Source organism: Limosilactobacillus mucosae, from assembly GCF_046939755.1.
In the GTDB taxonomy this organism is placed as follows: Bacteria; Bacillota; Bacilli; order Lactobacillales; family Lactobacillaceae; genus Limosilactobacillus; species Limosilactobacillus mucosae_A.
The window spans coordinates 12,560-37,406 of record NZ_JBKZAY010000003.1; the positions used below are offsets into that span (position 1 = coordinate 12,560).

Sequence of the window (24,847 nt, forward strand, 5' to 3'; positions counted from 1 at the left end):
TTGCCGGGCACGCGCGTCAAAAGAAAGATCTGCAACCTCGTTCCAACCTTGGAACGAGGTTAACCAAAGGTGACGAAACAATCGTTGCCTTTTTTATATATTCTGGCGAAAGTTGAACAAAGTTTGATTTCAACTAACTTTATTAAGTACCGTTGAATGAAGGGAATCTAGAAGGGAGTCCAAAATGGCAGAGTATATGATTTTAACGGAAAAGAAGTCAGCAGCCGATAATTTCGCACAAGCGTTGGGCGGCATGAGTGGCAGCTTTGACGGCCATAGCTATCAGATCGTGCATGCGCAGGGACACTTGATGGAACTGGCAGAGCCAAAAGATCAGGTATCCGATGATTTAAAAGATCGCTACAGTTCCTGGGAGCCGGAAAATATGCCCTGGAATTTGGCCGATTTCAGTTGGAAAAAGGAACCAACAAAAGGATCCAATATCAGAAAGCTCTTGAGTCAGATTAAAAAAGTCAGTCAATCTTCGCAATCAATTGTGATTGCTACTGATAATGATCCGTCTGGTGAAGGGGAACTGCTGGCCTGGGAAATTATCAATGCCATTGGCTGGCATGGCAAGGTTTATCGTGAGTATCACGATGATGAGACACCTAAGTCAATCATTAAGGCAATGCGCAATCTTAAGGACGTTTCCGATCAGTCGCAAGACGGCGACTATCTGAAAGCTAACGTCCGCTCCAAGTGGGACTTTGCCTCAATGCAGCTGACACGTTTGGCCACCAGCTACATTCGTAATGCCGGCTACTACGTTAAGGTAGTTAATCAGGGGCGCTTGAAGTCGGTTATGCTGTCGATGGTCTATCAACGTGAACAGGCAATTAAAAACTACGTCAAGAAACCATATTTCGAGGTTAAGTTTCAAGACGATCAAGGTCACGTTTATGCTCGCAAGGTAGCCAAGGACGATGAAGAGAAACTGGCCAAGATTCGGCATAGCGACAAGGCACTGGCAGAACAGGAGCTGCAGCAGTATCAGTCGCCGGTGCATGTCAAGCGCTTGAGATTGGAAAATAAGCGCAATATGCCAAAGACGCTGCTTGATTTGGCCAAGGTTGATGCGCTGCTGAGTAAAAAAGGCTACTCGTCAAACCAGATTAAAAACGTTTACCAGCAGCTCTATGAAGCTGGCTATGTTTCCTATCCGCGAACTGAGGATAAGGTGATTACTACTGAACAGTTTAATGAGCTAGTACAGAACTCAAAAGAGGTTGCCATGCTGGTAGGTGTCAACGTTAAGCTATTGACGCATACAGCGCCACGCAAGGAATTGGTCAAGGATTCTGCTACGCACGGTGCCAACCGGCCGGGATCCAAAGTGCCAGCCAGTCTCGATGACCTGGGCAAAGTGCTGAAGAATAAAAACGACTTACAATGTGCCAAAGATATCTATTGTCTGCTTGGTCGTACGGCCTTGGCAATCCTTGGTGAAGACTACTTGTATCGGGTCGTTACAGCAGTTATCGAAGAATATCCGGCCTTCGGAACGCAGTACAACGTGCCGGTTAACTACAACTACAAGCAGATCTACTGCGAGGGTGAACTGCCTAAGGAACCAAAGCCATTAGGCAAGCAAGCCAAATCGATCGTTGCCGAAGGTGCCAATCCAAAGCCATCTAAACCAACCAAAGCCTGGCTGTTCAAGCGGTTGGCCAACTACGGCAAGTATGGTATTGGTACTGGGGCTACCCAACAGAGCACCATGGCTGATCTGACCTCAGCCAAAAGCAACTCTCACTTACTGAAGGATACCAAGGGTGTGCTGTCACTGACGGAAACTGGCTTGATGTCGGCTGTGATTGCGCAGGGGACCATGATTGCCTCGCCAAAGGCTACCGAACAGCTTTTCCAAGGTATGGATGCCGTTGGTGCTTTTAAGCTGAAACCGCAAAAGGTGCTTAACTCTATTAATACGGTCATTACGCATGATAAGCCACTGCTGCAGCAGAACATGGCATTGGTTGAGCAAACCATTGGCAAGCCAGAAAAGAAGCAATATCCAAAACGTGACAAGGTAGACGTAACCTACCAGGGAAAGCCGGTCCAGATCAATGCCAAATGGGGCGAACATACCTGGACGCAAGGGGAACTAACAGAGCTTTCCGCAGGCAATACCATTACGTTTGACTACAAGAAGGGACAAATTACTGGTCAACTTGGCGAACGAGAATACAAGGGCCACAAATTTATCGCTTTTGTTCCTGATTTTGACAAGGACTAAGAAAATACGAGGAGTGAATCATTATGTTTAAAATCCGCGGACACTTTATCAAACAAGAACCATACTTCAACAACCTGATGCAGCTGACGTTCAGTACTGAATGCGGCGATCTGGATATCATGGTGCCACAAGATGACTACCAACAGTACTTTGTAACTGATACGGAGCCACAAATGGGTTCTTACTGGATTCTAAGACTCTTTCAAAAGAACTATGCCGATCTGGGCGGTGTCATGTTATTTCGGTTTGGGACGGCTGAACAGATTGCCGAGGCACCGGCAGCACCTGCACCTACAGAAAAAATCGAAGAAAAACCGATGGCACCTGTGGCTATAAAGAAAATTGAAAAATCCCCAGCAGCCGAAGCCGATGCAAAATCAGCATCGGCCAGCGAAGAATTACTGTCTGCTGATACAGACGAAAAAGATACGGCTGAAGATGAAATGCCGGCACCCAATTCAGATACTGAATCAAATGAAGCTACTACTGATGGTGAGAAAGCCGGTGAGCATGAAGAAGAATCAGAAGAACAGCCAATTAAACTAACGCCGGTTAATAAGGAAGCTTCGACTACCGATACGAGTCTGATTGACGACTACGATCCTACTAAGGAATTTCAGAATGACGACGATGAAGAAGATGATGATGATGACTTTATCACCGATGAAGTCCAAAACGTCGATGGCTTTAACTGGGATTTTCAAGAGAAGCAACCAGATGAATCTGCTAACGTTATAGAAGCCAAAACCGTTGGAACTGGTGATGACGTGGCGGAAAAGTTTGCCGAACATGAGGCTGAAAAAACGGCCAGCGAACAAGTAGCCGAAAATGATCCAACCGACTTGGCCGGCAAATGGTCAGAAGATGCAGCAGACAATGACGATGAATGGGCCGACGATGATGAAGCTGATTCTAATGAAGAAGATGATGACGATAGCGAAAATCTTTGGTAAAGATCAATGTGAATGGAGGTGCAGGCCATGGAGCAGAAACATTTTCAGACGCTTCGTGCACTTAACCAAAGCGGCTACACGGCTGATGTCGTCCACAAGCTGAATAAAGACTCTCGCCAGAGTGCACAACGCTGGTCAGATAAGTCAATCATGACTGACTTGACTGCGCCGAACCGGCTGCCAATTGGCTGGCGGGAAGATGGCCTAAGTACACTGACCAGGCTGCGCATTTACGAACTGCGCGATGCGATGGAGCTGGCTGGTCTGAACAGCAACTACTGGTTTGTATCTAATCAGCTGACCAAGGATACATGGGAAATCGACAACCCATTTTTAATGCGCCGCTTTGAGGTCAGCTTCTGTCAACGGAACGAAATGATTGAGTGTTACTGGTATGACACAGGCGTTAAGCAGATCAAAACTTCCAATATCATTGAGGCAATTTTGCTTTCGCAGCCATAGAAGGGGGCGGTACAGTGACTACTGAAACACCATTGATGGATAAATACACTGATGATCTGACCGCAGCCGTAGCGCTGAATCCTAATGCCTACCGGGCAATTGCTCGTGATGACGAAATTCGGCAAGTGATTTACAACCTGAATCGTCGCTCCAAAAACAATCCAATTCTGATTGGCGAGGCGGGGGTTGGTAAGACGGCCATTGTTGAGGGACTGGCTCGGCTGATTGTCCTAAAAAAGGCTGGCCGGCAGCTTAATGACAAGCGGATTCGGGTCCTGCAGATTGCCGCGCTTGGTCAGAATGATACGGTAAGCAAAATGCTGGGCCTGATCAAAGAGTTTCAGGCGACAAAAGGGCAGAACATTCTTTTTATCGACGAGGTTCATACCATCATGGGTGTGGATTCAACCAATGGCGCAATGGATCTGGGCGACGTGTTAAAGCCGGCCATGGCGCGGGGCGATATTCAACTGATCGGGTCAACAACGCTTGACGAATATGATAAGTTTATCGAACGCGATCCAGCTCTACAAAGGCGGTTCCAGCAAGTACTGGTCAATGAGCCGACAAGAGCAACGGCGATCAGAATATTGCGAGGAATTAAGGGAACCTATGAGAAGTATCATCAGGTTAGATATTCTGACAAAGCCGTTGTTGGCTGCGTTGATCTATCAATTCGCTATATCGCTGACCGCTACCTGCCGGATAAGGCGATCGATCTATTGGATCAAGCTGGAGCGATTGCTGCAACGCATGGCAAAGATAAGGTTGGACTAAAAGAGATTGCCTTGGTGCTTCAGGAAATGAAGGGCATTCCAGTAACTAATGTGCTACGTAATGATAACGTCCGTCTGCGCAATATGCGGCAGAAGCTGGGGGAAACCGTCAAAGGGCAGCCTGAAGCCATTAAAGCAGTGGCTGATGCAATCACAATTGCCAAGGCTGGCCTGCAAGCACCGAATAAACCTCTCAGCTCGTTTCTTTTCTTAGGCACGACGGGAACAGGCAAGACGGCATTATCAAAGGCGTTGGCCAGAGTCATGTTTGATGATGAGGAAGCAATGGTGCGGTTCGATATGTCAGAATTCAGCGAACGTTCCTCACTGGATCATTTTCAATCCCTGCTGACGGATCAGATTAAACGACAACCGTACTGTATTCTACTGTTTGATGAAATTGAAAAGGCATGTACGGCCGTGCATGATCGACTCTTACAGGTACTTGACGATGGAGAGTTGCGCGACAAGCGTGGACGGTCAACCAACTTTCGCAACTCGATTATCATCATGACGACAAACCTGGGGGCAGATCTGATTGCGGATAAGGAATCTTATGAGCATGCCATTGACGAGGCCTCACTGGTCGATGAGACGCCACGACAACGAATTCGCCGTCGGGACGCGTTCCGCAAGCAGGTACAGATGGAGCTGACCAATATTTTTCGGCCGGAATTCGTCAACCGAATCCAGCATAAGATCGTGTTTAACATGTTAACGCGCGATATCATCGAACAGATCGCCAGAAACGACTTAAAGGTCATCAATCAGCGCCTGGCTGAACATGGCTTTAAGCTGGAGTTTCAACAGGATCTGATCGATTATCTGGCAGATGTCGGCACTGACGTTAAGAACGGTGCCCGGCCGTTGGAGCGCGTTATCGAACGCGATGTCACCGCGCCATTATCTATGATTATTCTGCAACTGGAAAGCACGCCGGATAATCACTATCACACGATTCAGACCGAGGTTTCTGACCATCGGACGCAACTAGAACGCCAGCCGCTGCAGCGTCATTTGATCAATGGCCGGCAAATTATCTTTAAGCAGCTGCTGGACACCAATTCGAAAGAAGGCACAAAAGTTGGCTAAAGCTAAATTTACGAATAAAAAAACTCTGAATGCCCAAGAACAGTATGAGCAGGCACTGGCCAAGGTGAAGGCAGCCCGTTTAAAGCTCAACCGGATCAGTCAGGAAGAAGAGACCAAGGTCGCCCAAAAGATCGGCGAACGCGTTATGGAACTGTACCACCTTGAGTCCACGGATCAGGTTAAGCAGTGGCTAGCTGAATTGCCGGCAGCAATGCCACCAGAATCAACGTCTTCTGAAAGCGAGGCGTCGGCGCCAAAGGAAAATTTTCGGCCTGACACGGGCGATTCTAAAACAGAAACAAGCCAAAATTATTGATGGCGAAACTTAAACTAACGAAAAAAATGTTTATTCTGGGTAAAAGATCGTTTGTAGAAACGAAATTCATTTGGAAAGGAGAATGAAAATGCCTACTTGGATGCTTAATCTCTGGGCTGGATACCAAACGCATGTGGTAAGTCCCTTGTACTTTAACGCTGACGTTGGTCAAAATACGGCTAACACGATCAAGACGATCGCCAATGATCTTAAGATCGCGGCGCTGGTTGGTATGGGTGCCTCAATCATGTGGGGAGCTGGCCTGTTCGGTATTGGTGGCGAGGAAGCCGCACGGAAAGCAAAGAAGCGCTGGATTCAAGCCAGTGTTGGTATTGTTGTCTGCATCGCCGCTTGGTTCCTGCTGAGCTGGCTGGAAGGCTACGCTAACCAAAACTTCTCAGAATAACTGCTTAATAAATCTCCTAATATTATTTCACCAGTCGAATCTTCGGCTGGTTTTTTTGTTTGGCGAAACTTGTCTAACGATAAAATCCGTTTAGGCTTACTCATGTATTAATTTTTAAAAATAAATAAGGAGATTTAGCGATGGGACTTTTTCATAGAAAAAATAAAAAGAAAAGCATCATGCTTGATGACAAATATACGATTCGCTTAGAATTTGCCGATCAATTCAAACCGGAAAACAATACGCAGGTTGCCGAGGCAATCCAAAGCGCCTCTGAAACGGAAAAGAACAATGGTCTGCCAGCTTTGGATCAAACCTTGCCGTTTGCCACGCTTAAGACGGCTGAGGATCTGTTTGACAATCTGCGTGACGTAGTTGCCGAAACAGCAGAGCCGATCGAGTTTGACTATCTGGCCATTTGGCTGTTTGACAAAACTAAAAAAGCCAAGATGGGCAAGCCAAACTCTGATGACGGCAATCCGCACGAATACATTACTTTGCCAGGCTTTAAGCTTAACTACGACTACCAAAATCTGACTAAAGTAATTTTCGAGACGATCTTCAATCTGCCAGAAAACAGCGATGTTTCCTATGATGAAAAGATTGAGATCTGCCAAGACTTAAAACGGGCCTATCTGGAGTCGGTGAACGTTGGTGAAAATGAAATTGCCCGCCTGCCGAAAAAGGACGAGATTGAAAAGGGAGCCGTTACGCTTGACGTGCCAGCCTATTCAACCAGCGAACCGCCGGCGGAAGCAGAACCCAAAAAGCAGTATTATGATGCAAAAACGCATACCTTCAGTGATCATCCAATTGAAGATGACGCGCCAAGCACAACCGAAACAGTTGCTGCTGAGCCGGTAAGTACTCCAGCGCCGGCGCCGATTGAAAAGCCCAAGCCTGCTGCCAAGCCAACTGCACCGGCTGCTTCTACGGTACATGAGACACGCTCGGCCGTCAGAGCCGTAACCGATGCAGCAGACGACGAACAAAAGCTTGCCCGTGAAAAAGGGCATGTCTCGGCACCGCAGTTTGAGGTGGCAGAACTCGATCCAGTTGAACCAGGGCAGCATGGCTATGTTGAGTATCAGCTAAACCAGCGCAAGAAAACCTTTAATGCGCTGCTGCAAAACAGCGCGGAAAAAATTAATGATAAAAATGAAAAAGCAATTCTTGATCTTCGTGAAAGTTATAAGACTAAGATTGAGAAGGCCGTTGCCAATTTCCGCAAGCAGCACAAAAATGATGCAGCAAATCTGCATGCCAAGATCGCCAATGAACTGTATGCTGCTAAACAACGAGAGTTAAAAGCCGAATATGCCAAAATCGATCGGCAACGCGAAGATGACCTGGAGCAGGCTGAACGTGTATATCAGCAACAGCAAAGCAAAATCAACAGCGATTCCGAAAACAACAAACAGCAGGCCGAACAACGACTTAGCAAGCATTACGAACAGCTTGCCAATAAAAAGTTTGATACAGAATGGGCTGAGATTAAGCGGCGGAATGATGATGCGGAAACTAAGCTGCGCCAAGAGAAACAGCGCCACTATGAACTGCAGGCTCGTGAAGATGCTGCTCAACTGCGCGTCAACGGTTTAGATCTGCTTCAGCAGATGCTGACTGATGAAACGCAGGAATTAGACGATTATCGGACGCAAGTGACGAATGAGCATTTAAATGCCAAACAGATTGTCATTTCAGAAAATCGTTCGGAGACGGAAAAGCAACGAATCCAAGCACCGTTTGAGGAACTGCGGGAAGCCAACAAGACTATCAGCGACTTAAAGGAACAGCTGTCTCGCACTGAAGCGCTGCGGGCAACAGCGGAAACTGAAAATGCTGCGCTCAAGAGTGACAAGCAGTTGCTGCAGGAAAAAAATGATTCTTTAATGAATGAAAAACTGGCAGCTGCTAAGGAACTCAGCACCAAAGATTCCAAAAATAAAAACGATGAGCTGAATTCAACGCTGTCCAACTACATCAAATTCAAGCTGGCAACCGAAATGCAGCCGCAACAGCCAGCAACGCGCGTAGCTGCAGTTGAATCAACAGCAGTTGCCGCCGATGATCATCAAACGTCAAAAGGGCACGGCGAACAATATACTAAACAGATGGACGGCATGCTGCATGGGGTGAAAAGACTGGTTGTTATGTTCTTCCTGCTGCTGGTACTGATGATCTGTGGCTTCAGCTACTACACTTATCGGCAACATAAAGAAAATGCTGCTCGTGTAGAACAGATTACACAAACGATGAACAAGAAGGTTGCCAAGGCTAAGCAGACCAATAGCAACGTTGTTCAAGAATCCTACAAAGCCAGTTCAGCAACTGATGAGACGCAGGCTGCTTTGAATGCCTTGCATGCAAATAACGGTACTGAACTCGACAAGTACAAGAACGAAAAGTACTACGCCTTGGACAAGGCAATCATTAACAACGATGCTAAGGCTGCTGATGCGGCGGTCAAAGCAATGGGAACTGACTTGGCCATGAATGATCGCTATCGCTCAACGCAGGCAGTATCACTACTGAACCAAGCCGGTGATACTGCTCTGGCTAATAAGGTCAGTGATGCTAACAAGTAATATCCAATTAAGCGACTGTTGTCTTGCAGACAATGGTCGTTTTCGCTTTGATGGCGGAACTTGTCTGAACTGGAATTTAAACTAAGCTTTTGTCTGAAGTTACGAAAGGATGGTGGTGCTATTGGCCTTTAATTATGATAGAGAAAGACGCCGCAAAGATGGAAAACAGGGGCGCTTGATTGGGCAGCCAATTGTGCTGACGATAATCTGGCTCTGCTGGGCGGTCTTTATCAGCTGGCTTAATTGTTGGCTAACCGCGGGGATCCGGGCAACGATTGACTGGTTTCACTCGCCGGATAGCTATCAGTTTCTGAACGGTCAAGTTAACGCACAAGTATTTTCAATACTAAGCAACGGTTGGCAGAGGGCCAACTTAGGAAATTATCAGGTCATGCGGAGCAATCCGCTTATTTTTGGAGTAGTCGAACTGATTGGTGCTGGGGTAATGTTGCCATTGGTGATCAAAACCTGGCTAAAATGGCGGCCAAATCATGGCAACCAGTATGGCAATGATCGGCTGACGACGGAAGATGAGGTATTGGTCCAATATCCACAGATTCCAGACCGCGGCTTTGAGTATGATGGCGTAGGCGGGATTCCCGTATCGCACATTAAAGCAACGGCACCGGTCTTCTTGAAACATCACCCGGTTGCCTGGCTACGCTACTATTTCGCGCCGGAGGTCAATCAGCTGGCCACACGTTTGCCTATGCTCAAAAATGCCTTGCCGTTTGTTGAGCCGGCCAAAGGGTTTTACTCAATTGACCAGACAACAGTTAACTCCCTAATCGTCGGGATTACCCGTTCTGGTAAGGGTGAAACACTGGTGATGCCGCTGGTTGATATTCTTTCACGCGGTTCGGAAAAATGCTCAATGGTTGTTAACGATCCAAAAGGTGAATTGTATCAGATGAGCTATGAGACGCTCAGAAAGCGGGGGTACAACGTGCAGGTGCTTAACCTGCAAAACACGGATTTCTCCATGAGTTATAATCCGCTGCAACAGATAATCTCGTTTGCTAAAGAGGGCTACTATGATGAAACGCAGCAGGCTGTTAATACCTTGTCGTCAAGCATCTATGTTGATCCAAACGCCAAGGATAAATTCTGGCAGAACTCATCAATCAACCTGCTAAACGCTTTAATTTTGGCCGTTGTTGACTATGCCAAACGCAACGATCGTTGGGACGAGGTAACGATGGACAACGTACTGCATATGATGACGGAACTTGGCTCTAAACAGGTCAACGTCAATGCCAGTGGCGATATCGTACCGAGTGCAGATGAATTGATGGCAGATAAAAGCCTCAAAATGCCTAGTGATTCGACGATTGCTGGGCAGAAGAACAAACTGCTCGTCTACTTTGCACAAATGCAGAAACTCAATGAAAAGCACTACAGCCAGTTTCGGCAGATGGCGCTAGACTCGTTTGCGCAATCCAAGTTTGCCGGCGATGAAACCTCAGGTAACATCTACTCGTCAGCGATGGAAGGAATTAAAATCTACCAACAGTCGAACATTGCCAAACTGACCTCAAAAAACTCAGTTAACTTTGAAAGTATCGGCTTTCCGCGGACGATGCGCTTTCGGCTGCCAGAACGCTACAAGTTTAAGACGGCTGTCATCGAGATTGACGACAACAACGGTAAAAAGTTGGAGAAGCGGACGCAGATCGTTGATAAGGTTGGTATGCTCAACTACGCAATCAAAGCTAAGCTGCCAGATGATTTTACGATCAGTATCAATTTCGACTATCGCAAAAACGAACCGGACTATCGTGATGCCAAACTCGTGGTCAATGGCCACAAGCTGTATCAACGCAACGGTTTTACGGCCCATTCATTCAAGCGTGATCCTTACACGCATCAGCCACTGCTAAAAGAGGTCAAGCTGACGATCAAGCAGACTACGCTGGCTGGCGACGTTACAGAAATGAAGATGGACTATTCCGAATCACCGGTGGCCATGTTCCTAGTAACGCCACCAAATAATCCATCGTACAACCAGCTGCCGGCTTTTGCCGTCGATCAAATTTTTAACACGATCTACTCAACGGCTCTGGCCAATGGGCGCAAGTCATTTACACGCGTTCATTTTCTGTTGGATGAGTTTGGTAACTTACCGCCTATTTCGCATATGGACACCAAGGTATCAATCGGACTGGGGCAAAACCTGCTGTTTGATATCATCGTGCAAAACCTGGAGCAGCTTCAGATCAACTACTCGCAGCAGCAGGCGGACACTATTGAGTCCAACTGTGCCAATCTGCTGTACATTCTGACGGAATCCAAAAAGACGGCAGAAACCATTTCGGCCAAAATCGGTAAGCGGACCGTCAACGTACAGACCAGTTCTGGCAAAATGGGCGACGTACATGGCACCAGCTTCTCAAACCAATTTATCAGCCAGGATATCATGTCAATGAATGACCTGATGAAGCTGATGGGTGGGGAAATGGTCGTCTTGCGGTCAGTCTATCGTCAGGACCAAAAAGGCCATTCGGTTGCGGCCATGCCAATTTTTGACCATGGTCAGACGGCCATGCCATTCAGATATACGTTCTTGCGGCATGAGTTCAACGATCAGATGACCTTATCCGATATTGGCATTAAATCGCCGCATCGCTCGCTGGACTTAAAGGCGCTGCGCATTAACTACGATAACGCCTATAATCAGTTGCTTGAGCTGATGGACAATGGCCAGACGCAGGCCGAACCAATAGATCCGTTTGGCAGCAACGAATCGGTAGCCGGCAATCAGCCGCATGGAGCTAAGCCTCATCTGGGTGATGAGGATTTCATGCAGGAATTTCTGCAGCCTGATGATGTTTTTGGCACGAATGATCTGGTCGATGATGATAACGATCAAATCTTTTCAGTCGCCGAACTGCAGAATCAGCAGCTACTAGATGGTACGTTTCGAGTAGTCTATACGCTGCTGGCACAAGGATTGCCCAGTGAACGACGCATGCGCTTCTTAAAGGATACGCATGGCTACTGGTCGAAGCCGGAAAACAACAGCTGGAAAAACTTGGCAGGCCTTTTTGATGGCAAGCCAGAGCTTTTTGACAAAGCGAAGGATCAAATATTGCAACTAAAAACTGAAACTTCTGAAGGGGGGAACGCTTAATGCTGACAATGCTTAAAAGCCTGCTGCAGCTGGTGCCGATCATTGCAGTCAAGGCGCCAACAGACAGCGAACTGTCGCAGGCAGTCAGCAACAGTCCAATTACGGACGGATCCAGCAGTCAGATTGTCAAATTTTATCAAGAATGGGGACCGCATCTGCATCTGACCTGGGGTATGTTTCGCAAGATGGCCGGCTGGTTTCAATCCGTGCCAGTGCACTGGATCTATGATTTTAACCGCGGTTTTGAAAAAATCTTTACGGCAACCTTCAGCCTGCTGGGCTGGGACGGTACCTTGTCCAGCAAGGGGTCGCCACTGCACGGGCTGTACGTTGTAATGTCCTCGATTGGTTGGGCCTTACTGGGGGCAGCATTGATCGTGATCGTACTCCAGTCGCTTGGTCATGCCGTCAAGTGGGGCAAAATCCTGCCGAACGTCTTGATGGTTGCCTTAACACTAACGGTCCTGCCATTAATGATGCGGACGGTCAGTGGTGCCGGATCAACGTCAGGCGTCGGCAACGTCGCAGTCTCAGCGCGCAAGGACTTAAATCAGGCCAGCGACAAGGGCATGACTGATGATCTAGCAATCCAGCCGATCAAAAATAATATTATTGATCTGAGTACCGTTGTGCGACATGGCTGGCAGGAAAATCCGGATCGTTTAAATATCTCTAAGCTCAATACCATTAGTGATGAAAACGACGTAAGCAACTTGGACTTTGGCGATTATCTGGATAAAGATACGCTGAAGAATTTGGGCTTGGATAAAGATCCTTACAAGAACTATACGGCACCGCTTCAGTATCACTTAAACGATGAGTCCAAACAGACTGGCGGCGGCTATATCTTGGTAAAGAACGCGACTGGTGTTGGGGCCGGCTCCAACAACGATGACGTCTATGCGCGCTATGACGTTGACTGGATGGGCCTGCTGGGGCAATCCATCATCTTAGGCGTCATTCTCTTGATTGCCTCAATCCGAGTCGTTAAGGATATCTTCGAACTGACGGCCATGAACTTGGTAGCACCGATTCTGGCATTCCAGTCAGTACGCAGTCCGAAAAAGCTGCGTGATCTGGTCAATTCAATCGTGGGATTGTATCTTTCCATGGTCCTGATCGTTTTGGTGCTGAAGATGTTCTTCATCTTTATTGCTGTAGCGCCGACAAAGCTGCCAACTGATATGACGTGGATCACGCACGCCCTGGCCGTAATCGTGATCTATGCCGGTGCCGGCTATGCCATGTTGGCCGGGATCAGCTACTTTGAACGAGTAACTGGCGTCAGCCAAGGCTTTGCTGACGAAAGCGGTCATGCCATGGCTGCTGGTGCAATGGGCGGTGCCATGGCAGGCATGGGTGCTAGAGCGGCCGGCTGGGGCTTTAGCAAGGTTTCCAGCTTTGGCAAAAATAGCAGCAAGGGGATCTATGGCAATAATGGTTCCAACAATTCACACAACCAGTCGCATGATTCCAACAGCAATACGGCACTAGGCAATCATTCGCAGAACAGTCACGGTATCAATGATAACGACAATCTGCAGAATAACTCGGCCAACCATAATGTGAGCCAGAACGCAGCCAACAACCATAATGCAACGGGAATCAACAGCAATACTCAAAATGCTGACAATTCCAGCGAAAACAATAATTCTGGTCAAACCGATGCCAATGTTGATAACAATGCCGATAACAGCATGAACAATAATCCTTATGATGCTACCAACTATGATCAACAGGGTGATACGATCGATGGTCCAGCAACAGGGATCGGCAGCAGCGATGAGATGGGTGAAGAAGCTGGTTATGGCAGCAGTGCGGACGGTCAAGGAATTGGCGAACCTGGTGTCGATGGTCAAGGTGATCAACCATACGCTGACCCCGAAATGGGTAACGGCATTGCTGAACCTGGTATTGATGGTCAAAATGATCAGCCATACGCTGACTCTGAAATGGGCAGCGGTATTGGCGAACCTGGTGTCGATGGTCAAGGTGATCAGCTATACGCTGACTCTGAAATGGGCAGCGGCATTGGCGAACCTGGTATTGATGGTCAAAATGATCAGCCGTACGCTGACCCCGAAATGGGTAACGGCATTGCTGAACCTGGTGTCGATGGTCAAGGTGATCAACCATACGCTGACCCCGAAATGGGTAACGGCATTGCTGAACCTGGTGTCGATGGCCAAAATGATCAGCCATACGCTGACTCTGAAATGGGCAGCGGCATTGCTGAACCTGGTGTCGATGGCCAAGGTAATCAGCCATACCCTGGTTCTGAAATGGGTAGCGGCATTAATGGTTCCGGCACTGATGTGATTGATCAAGAAGCATATGGCCATAGTGGCAATGCTCAACCAGGACTGGCAGCAGATCACGGCATTAATGGTGAAGCACCTAACAAATTTGATATGTCAGAAAAGGCGCATCAATCAGCAGAACCGACTGGAACGGTAGAACCAACGAGAGGCGGTTATGAACATGCTAACGGTAATGCTGGTTATGCTGATCAGGGAGCTGCGCCATCAGTGGCACCATCGATTAACAACGAAAAAGCACCGGACACAAAAACGGTAACGCATGATATGCCAGAAACGGCGATTGAAAAGCCAAGCGTAAGTCAGCGGATCAATCAGGCTGGCAAGAAGCTGGAGAAGTCCAGCACCAGTTATCTTTCGAGTCGTCGCTTCAACATGTCCCAGCGAGGACACGTCAGCGGTCGAGAATCAGCACCATTTGAAGACGATGAATAAACACTAAAGAGTCAGTCGTAAGGCTGGCTCTTTTTTTAACCTCGTTCCAACCTTGGAACGAGGTTGGCGAATGTTGAGCGAATGGCATGGCTAAGTATTATTGGTTGATGAATTAATAACAAGAAAAGGAGGCCGTGATATGGATTTTGGCGTTGTTCCTGATGTCCGATCGGAAATTAAGTTTTTTACCGGCGTTTTTCTTAAGGATGTTGGATGTTTTGGAATTGTAATTGGCAGCGCCTTTCTGCTTGGCAATCTGTTTCCAGCTGAGCAGACGGTGCAGCAGACGCTGTTTATGATCACGTCAGTAATTTTAGCTATTTATTTGGATTTGCGTCCGCATACGAACCCAGGCAAACGCAATTTTGAGGTGATCTGGATGCTGATCGTTAATCGGCAGCCAAGACTGTTTAAGTCATTCGGCTACTACGAGTTTAAAACAGTAGCTCAGATGAGAGAGGAGGACCAGAACTTTGGCGATTAGAGGAACCGCAAGTGCAGACATGGCTGGTCGGCAGCGGCATGGGGCTTTTGCAGGACTTTTTGGTAAAAAACGTCAACAAGAGCAATTAGATAGCGAACACTACCGCGGATCAGAGAACGTACCCAGTGCCACGATGCTGGAATTGCTGGCCTATCGTGGTTTTACCAAGGATACCGATCACTTTATCGTGCTGCGGGAAAAAGCTGATGGCTATGCCGATATGCTTAATATTCGCGGGCAAGGCGTAGGTACGATGTCCGGCCGAGAACAGCAGCAGATTATTGACGGGTTTCATCATTTCTTACAGACCGCGGTTGACGATATGAAAATCATTATTAGTCCTTTCCCAGTCGATGCTTCTAAGCAAAAGTCATACTGGCAGAGTCGGTACGTTAAAGTGCTGAAGGCAGTTCAGCGGGAAAACGATCCGCGACGCCGGCAGCAGCTGCGTACACAACTGCGCTATATCGATATCAAGCAGAAGCAAAACGTAGCCGTAGAAAAGAAGCTGGTATCTGAAGAGTTTATCTTAATTATTTTCGGCAAGCGGAAGCAAGAGCTGCGCAATCTACGCGACGCGGTTATCAGCTGGGGCGGCGATTCGTTGATTCTGGAACCAATGGATCTGGAGCGCAAAGAAGAGACGTTGTTTCGGATCAACAACTTGAACACGCAGATCAAATAAAGGGGGGAATTTGATGAAACGAAAGGAAATTCTACGCTTAACGCAAGCGGGCTATGATCTTGACTTTCTGGCGCGGATTCAGCCGCAAGGCAATCTGAAGCGGCATGCGCGCTACCTGGAAATGGGCGATGGGTACGTTACATGCCTACGCGTATATAAGTATCCAGCACACGGACTGATGCCGTTTTGGGGCGTACCATTAACCAACAACGACGCAACCATGGCCGTGATTAGTCTCGGCACGGAAGACCGGACGGAAATTCTGAAGCAGCTGTCACGCTCTGCTACGGAACAAAAGATTCGAGTTTCCGGCAAAGCTAAGGAAATGGATAACGTGGAAGCGTCCGGCACCTACATGGACCAAATGCGGCTGATGAGCCAGATCTCGCAGGCTAATGAGGTCATGAAACGGGTCTACATGCGTATTTTTGTCTATGCACCAACATTAGCCGAACTTGAGAAGCGGACAAAGCGACTGATTCGGGAAAACGGCCAGTTTATGATGGCTCGGTATGCTGATGAGCAGCTTTCTGATTTTGAGTCGATTTTCATTCCAACGATGCAGGAACAGGATATGCTTAATCACCCGGTAGGCGTACCAATTTCGGCTCGATCAATGTCAGGATCCTATCCGTTCAACCACGTCAAACTTGAGGATCCAAACGGTTCGTACTACGGCTATACACGGACTTCTGGCGAGGTCATGTTTGATCCGTTTCAGCGCGATCGACACCGGACGCGTTCCTTTTTCTTCGTGACGGGGAATGCCGGTATGGGTAAGTCAACCTTGTTAAAAAAGCTGAACGACGACGTATTCGCCAGAGGGGCCTACATTCGCAACTTTGACGTCTCTAGCGAGTATACGGATCAGACGCGTGACCAGAACGGCGTCATCATCAAGCTTGATCAGCCGGAAAACATGATCAATCCGTTTGAGGTCTTTCCTACAGTAGTAAATGACGATGGCACGGTCGATGAGATCAACTCCTTTGCCCAGCACGTAACCAAGCTAAAGAACTTCTTCAAGTTTCTGAGCGAGGACGCCAATAGTGACGATATGACGATGCTGGATAGCTGGATTCAGGATTTCTACATTGATCAGAACCTCTGGGTCCGCAATCCGCAGCAGAACGCCCAGTCGATCCGCATTACTGGTCTGGATCATGATATGTACCCAACGCTGCGGGACTTCGTACTGTACGCCAATGAGCGCCAGCGAAAAGCAGAACGCGATCCACGCATGCGGCTGACCAGCAACATGGTCACATCGATGAACCGGATCACCTCTACCTTTGCCAACATTGAGGAGTCCAAGGGCGATATGTTTGATGGCATTACGAGATTCCCTGATCTGACCAACGAACAGGTGGTAACGTTTAACATTCAAGGGTTACTGGCACAAGGCAAGCCGATTTTCAACGCGCAGATCTACTCGGTCTTGACGCTGTTATCCGCTGATATCATCAAAAACGGCATGAAGCTTCGCCGGCAGCTGAAAAACGGCACGCTGGATATGTATTCGATCCCTTGGTACTACCTGAATATCGATGAGGTTGAAAACATTATCAATCCAAAGTTTACGTTTGGTGTTGAGTTTTTGGCGTCAATGATGGAGCAGATGCGGAAGAATTTCTGTGCAATTACGATGGCTGCCCCGACGATCAAAGACTTGATCATGAACGGCAATTCGCATGATCCGTACGTTTTGGCCGTGCAAAAGATTTTCTCGCTGTTTCAGATCCGCTTCTTCTTCCAGATTTCCGATGATGATCTCCCACGCCTGCAGATGGCGCTGGGTGGCTCAACCACGACTGATGAGCTGCAAGGACTGACTAAGCTGGAAAAAACGGAAGTCTTGATGAACATCAACGGTGATCGCAATGTGCAGTTCAAGGTTGAGATTACGCATGACGAGGAACGGCGGTATGGAGGTGGCATTTAATGGCAATTCGATCACGAGTCCAACTGCGTAAAGATGCCGAACACAAGCGCCAGTCTGAGATTACCGACAAGGCAGTGCGAAAAGCAGAGAAAAATTACCTGGTCAAACACCCGATCAATCGTTATCAGCGGCTCCGCGATGACACCAATGCAGCCGTTCAAAAACGTAAGCAGCAGCTCCTAGATAATGAACACGTCCCTGACTATCAGAACGAGAAGCTGAAGTTTATGCTGATCGCACTAGGCGTTATGGCGCTCATTATGCTGCTCCTGCTGATCTAAGGGGGCGGGATTTTTGAAAAAGAAAAAGTATTGGATTATTGGCGGTATCGCTGTGGGCCTGTTGCTGTTAATCAGTATAATCATGGCCATGATGATGCTGCTCAGCAACAAGTCATGTAAGACCGGTGGCACTTCTGATATTGGTGGTGGCAGTACCGGTGGCGGTGGTGCCTGGACACAAGTGGGAACCGAAGCCTATAAAAATGCCGAAGCCACCTTTAAATCCTGGACCAGCATAGGCATGAGTGGGGCGCAAGCCGCTGGGATCGTTGGCAACATTGGTGGGGCTGAAGATCCTGGATTTGTATTGGATCAAGCGGAAATTGGTGCTGGGGCTGAAGGTGGGGGTGGTTTGTACCAGTTCACACCAAAGAGCAAGTATCTGACCAGTCCAAAGTCGGATAAATCCTGGTCGGTCGAAAACCAGCGAGACGTCGTAATGGCGCTTGAACCACAAACGGTTAAAGCTTACTTCAAGGAAACCAAGGGTGGAACGCCAGAAGATGCGGCAACCGCTTGGATGAACGGTTATGAACGGCCATCGCCATCAGCACGGGCAAATACCAATAGTGCACGACGGGCAGCCGCGCGGACTGCATATGAGCTGTTTGGCGGGGCCAACATCAGCGGTTCAGACTCGATTCTGGGCGATGCTGCGGCAACAGCTGATGGCGGATCTAACGCACAGAACGATGAGAATCAGTGTAGCTCTTCAAGCGCCGGATCTGGCGGTGACTGGGGTTGGCCGTTTGCGTCAATCAAAAACAACAATCCGGCAATTTCCGGTGAGCAGCTGTTTGGCCATAGCACGAGTCGAACGGGAAACTTCCATGATGGCGTGGACTTTGGCGATGCTGCCTATGGCGGACAGGAAATCAAGGCCATTCATGGCGGCACCGTTTATAAAATCGGCCACAGTGGGACGACGCAAAACGACTTAGGCTACTACATTTGTGTTAAATCTGACGATGGCTACTACGAGGTCTATCAAGAGTTTGCCTTCTCAGATAGCCAGGCTGCCAAATACATTAAGGTTAAAGAAGGCGACACGGTTAAGACTGGTGACACGATTGGTACCTTGCCGAAGTCGGGTTCTGAAACCAGTCCGCTAGTTAATCACGTGCATATTGGCGTTTCTAAAAAAGAAATTAGCGCTGCTGAAAGCTCAGCGTTCCGCAATGATGGTACGTGGCTCGATCCGGTGCAACTGATTAAGGACGGCCAATCAAAGTAGGGGGTTAGATTTTTGAAAAAAAACGAAATAGTGCTCTGGGCAGTGGCTATCCTCTGTGCAGTTCTGGCAGTGGTCAATATTCCTAATACTACCAAGCTAAAGACGGTCAACGCGCAGATCCGGCAGACGCAGCTGAAAAAGAAAGCCGTGGCCACGCAGACGGCGATGAATTCGCCATACTCAAATGAATTTGATTTAAAAAGCGCCGAACAGCATGCCGAAGCAACGCTAAAAGGCGCAATTGCCAAGGAACTTGGGGACCTTCACTCTAGAAAGGACTATCAGGCCAATAAAAAACAGCTGCAAGCCGCACTAGGCAAACAGCTGACAACGGAACTGATCAATCTGAACGAGGATCCCAACACGAAGAAATGGGTAATCACTAAAAACGATGCCACGATGGTTGCATTTGGCAATGCTGACAACATCAATAAGGTTCCCGTCTATATCACAACAGAGTTTGAGCAGCAAGATGGTACGAAAAAGCTCTATCTGATCACTTTAAACTATGATCTGGAAAATCTGAGCGTCAACTCATATCAGATTCAAGTCATTACCACGAATGGAGGCAATCAAGATGGAACAAACTAAAAAATCCACACTGGCTGCCGTACTGGTAATTGCTATCAGTCTAGTCTTGCTAGGAATCTTTAAATATCAGCAGAATACTTATGATCAAAAGCTTCAGAAAGCGCAGACGGAGTTGGCAACGGAACAAAAGGCGCTTAAAAAGGCGAAGAAGCAAGAGCAGCGAAAGCTCCGAGAAAAAGCAGCTACCGGTACGGCGGCGCAGCAGGACTCCGCTAAGCAGGCCAAAGCGGAAAACGATGCCAGTACGCAGGCGGCCAAACTATTTAAGATCTTATTTACCTACAGCTCGCAAGCAGACTGGGCTGCACGCAGCACGCAGGCTAAATCGCTGGTGACGGATACGATACTAAACGACAAGACGTATTTCAACGACGGTAAGGATGATACGGGCAACAGCATCATCGACACGATGAAGCTACAATCCAGCTTTATCAGTGCCGATACGCGCGTCAGTCTGATCAATGAAGACGCAAATACCGTTGACTGTGTTTCAGTCGTTAAGTATGCCGCGCAATATGGCTCAGAACGCTCAGCAACGACTACCGTTGTTTATACCAGTACGTATGATTTAAACCAGCAGAAGTTTACGAAACTACAAAAGCTTGGCACCACGATGGTTGACGCAACGACGGATCAATAGAAAAGGGGGATTGTAATGATCAACAAGCAATTGACACGGGTGCAGAAGGCTGATTCGGCTGTTTACGAAACGCCTTCCTGGCTGGGACGGCATATTTTCGGACTGCTGCTGGCAGCAACGGTCGCCACCTTTGCAGGGACAATCACGGCTTGGGCACTGGGGGCGTTTAATTGATGACGGAAGATACGACTCGACGAACAGACTGGACCATTGTTATCAGCTATTATCTGATCTGGCTTGGCTCGTCACTGCTTATCGGTAAGACTGCTTATCTCAGTTCATACACAATGGCTGGGCTGGATACGATCATGCTGATCGCCATATTTTGGCGCTCTAAGGAGCTTAAACGGCCAATTGATATAAATCTCCTTAAAGGTATTGGCTGGGGCTTAGTCGCGTGGGGAGCTGTACTGCTGGCCATGCTGAGTATCAAGGCATTGACTAATAATACAGTTGGCAGCAGCAATACCAGCCTCATACTGCATATGATGCGCAAACAATGGCTGTATACGGTCTATATCGTGCTCGTGGCGCCATTGCTGGAAGAAATTGTGTTTCGGCAGTGTCTTTACCAACGGATTGATACCTGGATGACAAAACACTGGCCTGGCATGTTGCCCAAGGCACAATTTATCGCAGCAGCCTTGGTCGTGGCACTGTTCTTTGCCGCCATGCACGGGGACACGTCGCTATGGGAATATGCACTGATCAGCCTGGTACTACAGGGATTATATCAGCGGTATGGTGATCTGCGCGTCAGCATGGCAGCGCATCTGGTGTTCAACCTAACGACTCTAATCGTTTTAACCTGTTTATAAGAAAAAAAGCGTTATACCGGGAAATTCTTGGTATAACGCTGCTTTTATTTTATATTAAGCCTATGATTGCTTTAAGAGGTGAGTTAGTATGGCAAAGCAAAAAAGCTACTGGGATCTAATTGAGGTAGTATTAGCCAACTCTTCAGCAAAAGATTGGGAGAATGCTAAAACCGAATGGACAATTGTTGATTTTGAAGTTGATGAAACTGCAACTTCAAAGTGTGTCTGTAAAAAAGAAGGCCTGAAGTATTTATACAAGATCAGTAATTTTATTACCGGTAAAACGCTGTTTCCAATTGGTTCTGTGTGCATTAACAAGTTTGAAGAAGAAGAACTGAATCAACAAATGCAATATTGGCAACAATTGGTTAGGCTGAAAAATCTAGCAGTAGAATATGGGAAGAAAAAGAAAATTGACTTTTTTGATGACAAGGCTTATTTTTCACGTAAGCTGATCTACTATCTGGAAGAATTAGAAATAATTGATCGTAAACAACGGGGCTTCTTAATTGATATGTTTAATTCCAGAAGCGATCCAACTGATGGTCAAGAACGTTATGCCTGGGTGATTATCAATAAGTATATCTATCCAGGATTGCGACAAGTATATTGCGATATTCGTGCAAAAAAAGTAACCAGGTATTTAGAAGCCGCATCAGCAATGGTAGATCGATGGATTTAAAAACAGCGTTATACCGGGAAATTCCTGATATAACGCTGCTTTTCTTATTCCTCATGCAAATTCCTTTAACCTCGTTCCAAGCTTGGAACGAGGTTAGTTTATAATGATTCTAAATGATATGGAAATAAAAAGGCCAGCACTTGGCTGACCTAACCACAATAAACGTGGTACTCGATTAATGGCACCCTTAGTACCATTAGTAAAAGCAAAGGTGAAAGTTTGCGCCGTATTCAGGTTATCGCCCACGCCTGTTACCACTTGCGGACCCCGGGGCAGCCGGCTACCCGATCAAGTCTCTCCTTGATCCTCTAATTTAGTCGCCTTCTATTGAGTTACTGTATTCTAACATATTACAAACAAAAGAAAAAGCCTGCGAATTAATCGTAGGCTTTTGTTCTGCTCATTGAGTCGTGGAACAGAGAGGACGAGAATATACGCCGTATTCAGGTTATGCCTGCTCATGTTTCCAATACGCAGACCCCGGGGCAGCCGGCTACCCGATCAAGTCTCCTTGATCCTTTAATTTGCAGGTCCTTCTTCTTTACAAATGATTCTAACACAATGATTTTTAGCATGCCAGACTTCTAACCTCGTTCCAAAGTTGGAACGAGGTTGTTTTTTTAGGTGGCGAAACTTGTCGACAACCAATTTTTATTTATAAAGAAGTTTGGAAGCTCAGCAGTCAAAAACTTTCTTTAAAAATAATGACTCCGAGGCTTCCTGAGTGCGTTGGGGGACCTGCGGGTGTCCGTGTGCAATTCGCATTCCTAACTGAATATTTCCAGGCAAGAAGAGCAATCTTTTTCGATTGGCCATCGTTAATTGCCGCTCAGCAGCGACTCTGCGCCGTTAGCCACCCGAAGCGTCCGTGATTCTGAAGCACACACGGAGTGAAGTTTACCTAAAGAGCAAACGACACCCGGAGCAGGAATTGTAGTCAACAACAGGTATGCGACACCTTCTGCCACAGCAGGCGGTAAAAAAGTGGCTGGATGTCTCGGAAATGCAACAGACCATCCTTCTGATCAATGCGATTTTCTTAGGTTCTCGCGATGTTTTGCTCGAAATTGTAGTAGAGCAATCGTACAAATCAACTCTGGGTCTGAAGGAGCAAGGGCGAGATGCGCTTAAACGGTTTGCCGAAATTTAGTCTTAATTGCTTAATATTGCAAAATATTAAGATGTTATTGAGACTTAAAAAATAGGGGTGTAATGGTGTGCGCACTTTTTGCCACGAGATAGGCAAGGTGCGCAGGTACCCCAGGGGTGGCTTGAGGTCAAGCCATAACGGGGGAGTTAAGGATAAGTGGGCCTAATGGCAGGCAAGCTGTAGAGACTGCAGGGTGCCGATATTAAGAGAAAAGGAAAAAGGTTAGATAGCTGCTAGAGAGTAAGTAAGAGGCCTCGCGACGAAGATGGACGCGGGGCTATTCTTAATTCTATATATGGATAATATTATTTTATATATCTTTTATTTAAGAATACCCTTGTAATTAATATGTGTCATATATATAATAGCTATATAAAATAATACAACAAATATATATGAGGTGGTTTGAATGGAATATATTTTAAATGCAGCCAACGATTTAGGGTATGGCTCAATCAAGGCAACGCTGAACGATGAAAAGGTCAAGATGCCATCAGTAATTGCCGGCAAGAAACCGCAGGATATTACGGAACCGGTATCGTTTGATGATCAAGAAAAGCAGACGGCCTACATGAAAGACTTTCTTAATAAGATGGACGTATCAGTCTCGAGTTCAGTCGTAACCAAGCAGGGCCGTTACCTAATCGGCCAGGCCGCGGTCAACAGCAATCTGCCATTGACGGCTTTTGACGTTAACGACTTTGCCGGCAAGAGCGATGATGATCTGGCAATGGTCCTGACGTTAAGCCTGATTGCTGGCAAGCGGGTCAAAGATGCCTTCTTTAACAGCGAAGATCTTGGTGAAACGCTGAAGGTCACGGTAAACATGGCTACGGCGCTCCCAGTTGCGGAAGGTAAGAATACCGGCGTGATTGACCGCTACAAGAATAAGTTTCTGGGCAAAACCCACACGGTAACGTACCACAACTTTAAGGATCCAATTACCGTAGCCATCAAGTTTCGGACGGTCTACGTTGCTTTGGAAGGCGAAACGGCGCAACTTTTCATTAAAAACTCAGATGAAAAATTCAAGGCCGCGATGGTAGCAGATCTGAAGGCCAACTATCCAGAATTGGCTGACGTTTCAGCTAACGATATCGTTCAAACCCAAAATGTGTTGGGGATCGATATCGGCGAGGGCACGACTGATCTGGTCATGCTGGTGAACAATCTGGTCAATGCCAAAGCTTCTACGTCGTTAGCCAAGGGTTACGGCAACGTCTTGCAGCTGGCCAATGATGCTTTACAGAAGCAACAGATGGGTTTTGACAATCGGGCACAATTGCAAAGTTATTTGGCTCAGCACGTTAGCCCATTTGCCCGCAAGCATCAGCAACGGATTCAGAGCATCGTATATGAACAGCTGGAGCCGTTTGCTGATGAGATTGTCACGGCAGTTTCAAAAACCATGCGGCTGGCAAACGCAAGAGCTGAATTGATCTATGTCTATGGCGGTGGCTCAATTCCAATGGCTACGCAGTCTAGTCTGCGCACGAAACTGGCCGACAAGCTACGACACTTTACCGGTGGCGATGAAGTGCCGATCATCTGGATTGCGCCTGAGTACGCTCAATTCCTAAATGAAAAGGGACTGGAACTGATCTTGAGCGCAATTGCAGAATAAG

At 47.3% G+C, this 24,847-nt stretch carries 21 protein-coding genes; all 21 read left to right on the top strand.

Annotated features, from left to right (window positions below; genetic code table 11):
* The first annotated feature begins 184 nt into the window (after positions 1–184).
* The 21 genes from ACLUWI_RS01770 (at position 185) to ACLUWI_RS01870 (ending at position 24,846) form a co-directional block, all read left to right on the top strand.
* On the top strand, positions 185–2,239 hold the full coding sequence (locus tag ACLUWI_RS01770; RefSeq protein WP_412145913.1) for a DNA topoisomerase: 2,055 nt from the start codon (positions 185–187) through the stop codon (positions 2,237–2,239).
* Between the two features lie 23 nt (positions 2,240–2,262).
* Positions 2,263–3,192: a hypothetical protein gene (locus ACLUWI_RS01775; protein ID WP_412145914.1), complete on the top strand. Its 930-nt coding sequence runs from the start codon at positions 2,263–2,265 to the stop codon at positions 3,190–3,192.
* 27 nt (positions 3,193–3,219) lie between these two features.
* Positions 3,220–3,654: a hypothetical protein gene (locus ACLUWI_RS01780; protein WP_034540343.1), complete on the top strand. Its 435-nt coding sequence runs from the start codon at positions 3,220–3,222 to the stop codon at positions 3,652–3,654.
* 35 nt (positions 3,655–3,689) lie between these two features.
* Positions 3,690–5,522, top strand: a complete 1,833-nt coding sequence (locus ACLUWI_RS01785) for an AAA family ATPase (RefSeq protein ID WP_412145988.1) — start codon at positions 3,690–3,692, stop codon at positions 5,520–5,522.
* Positions 5,515–5,838 carry a hypothetical protein gene (locus ACLUWI_RS01790; protein ID WP_278758404.1) on the top strand — a complete coding sequence of 108 codons (324 nt, stop codon included), beginning with the start codon at positions 5,515–5,517 and terminating at the stop codon, positions 5,836–5,838. Before ACLUWI_RS01785 ends, ACLUWI_RS01790 begins: the two co-directional genes overlap by 8 nt.
* A gap of 100 nt (positions 5,839–5,938) precedes the next feature.
* Positions 5,939–6,244: a hypothetical protein gene (locus ACLUWI_RS01795; protein WP_052088811.1), complete on the top strand. Its 306-nt coding sequence runs from the start codon at positions 5,939–5,941 to the stop codon at positions 6,242–6,244.
* Positions 6,245–6,384: 140 nt separating this feature from the next.
* Positions 6,385–8,832 carry a hypothetical protein gene (locus ACLUWI_RS01800; RefSeq protein WP_412145915.1) on the top strand — a complete coding sequence of 816 codons (2,448 nt, stop codon included), beginning with the start codon at positions 6,385–6,387 and terminating at the stop codon, positions 8,830–8,832.
* A 115-nt stretch (positions 8,833–8,947) separates the two neighbouring features.
* Positions 8,948–11,962 (top strand): VirD4-like conjugal transfer protein, CD1115 family, encoded by a 3,015-nt coding sequence (locus ACLUWI_RS01805; protein ID WP_412145989.1) that lies wholly within the window; start codon positions 8,948–8,950, stop codon positions 11,960–11,962.
* Positions 11,962–14,715: a pLS20_p028 family conjugation system transmembrane protein gene (locus ACLUWI_RS01810; RefSeq protein WP_412145916.1), complete on the top strand. Its 2,754-nt coding sequence runs from the start codon at positions 11,962–11,964 to the stop codon at positions 14,713–14,715. Before ACLUWI_RS01805 ends, ACLUWI_RS01810 begins: the two co-directional genes overlap by 1 nt.
* A 139-nt stretch (positions 14,716–14,854) precedes the next feature.
* A complete protein-coding gene (locus ACLUWI_RS01815; RefSeq protein WP_034540337.1) occupies positions 14,855–15,199 on the top strand; it encodes a DUF5592 family protein in 345 nt (114 codons plus the stop codon).
* Entirely contained in the window at positions 15,189–15,884 is a 696-nt protein-coding gene (locus ACLUWI_RS01820) for a hypothetical protein (protein ID WP_412145917.1), read from the top strand. The genes ACLUWI_RS01815 and ACLUWI_RS01820 overlap by 11 nt, the downstream gene beginning before the upstream one ends.
* 13 nt (positions 15,885–15,897) lie before the next feature.
* Entirely contained in the window at positions 15,898–17,826 is a 1,929-nt protein-coding gene (locus ACLUWI_RS01825; RefSeq protein WP_412145918.1) for a conjugal transfer protein, read from the top strand.
* Entirely contained in the window at positions 17,826–18,107 is a 282-nt protein-coding gene (locus ACLUWI_RS01830) for a hypothetical protein (protein ID WP_412145919.1), read from the top strand. Before ACLUWI_RS01825 ends, ACLUWI_RS01830 begins: the two co-directional genes overlap by 1 nt.
* A 13-nt stretch (positions 18,108–18,120) precedes the next feature.
* On the top strand, positions 18,121–19,341 hold the full coding sequence (locus tag ACLUWI_RS01835; protein WP_412145920.1) for a phage tail tip lysozyme: 1,221 nt from the start codon (positions 18,121–18,123) through the stop codon (positions 19,339–19,341).
* Between the two features lie 12 nt (positions 19,342–19,353).
* Complete coding sequence (locus ACLUWI_RS01840) at positions 19,354–19,932, top strand: hypothetical protein (RefSeq protein ID WP_278758238.1); 579 nt, start codon at positions 19,354–19,356, stop codon at positions 19,930–19,932.
* Complete coding sequence (locus tag ACLUWI_RS01845) at positions 19,919–20,572, top strand: hypothetical protein (RefSeq protein ID WP_289579432.1); 654 nt, start codon at positions 19,919–19,921, stop codon at positions 20,570–20,572. Before ACLUWI_RS01840 ends, ACLUWI_RS01845 begins: the two co-directional genes overlap by 14 nt.
* A 15-nt stretch (positions 20,573–20,587) precedes the next feature.
* A complete protein-coding gene (locus tag ACLUWI_RS01850) occupies positions 20,588–20,746 on the top strand; it encodes a hypothetical protein (RefSeq protein ID WP_412145921.1) in 159 nt (52 codons plus the stop codon).
* Entirely contained in the window at positions 20,746–21,390 is a 645-nt protein-coding gene (locus ACLUWI_RS01855; protein ID WP_412145990.1) for a CPBP family intramembrane glutamic endopeptidase, read from the top strand. Before ACLUWI_RS01850 ends, ACLUWI_RS01855 begins: the two co-directional genes overlap by 1 nt.
* An 88-nt stretch (positions 21,391–21,478) precedes the next feature.
* Positions 21,479–22,072 carry a hypothetical protein gene (locus tag ACLUWI_RS01860; RefSeq protein ID WP_412145922.1) on the top strand — a complete coding sequence of 198 codons (594 nt, stop codon included), beginning with the start codon at positions 21,479–21,481 and terminating at the stop codon, positions 22,070–22,072.
* Positions 22,073–23,075: 1,003 nt separating this feature from the next.
* Positions 23,076–23,222, top strand: a complete 147-nt coding sequence (locus ACLUWI_RS01865) for a hypothetical protein (protein WP_289579435.1) — start codon at positions 23,076–23,078, stop codon at positions 23,220–23,222.
* 409 nt (positions 23,223–23,631) lie between these two features.
* Positions 23,632–24,846, top strand: coding sequence for a hypothetical protein (locus tag ACLUWI_RS01870; protein ID WP_412145923.1), 1,215 nt, complete (start codon positions 23,632–23,634; stop codon positions 24,844–24,846).
* The last annotated feature ends 1 nt before the right edge of the window (position 24,847 follow it).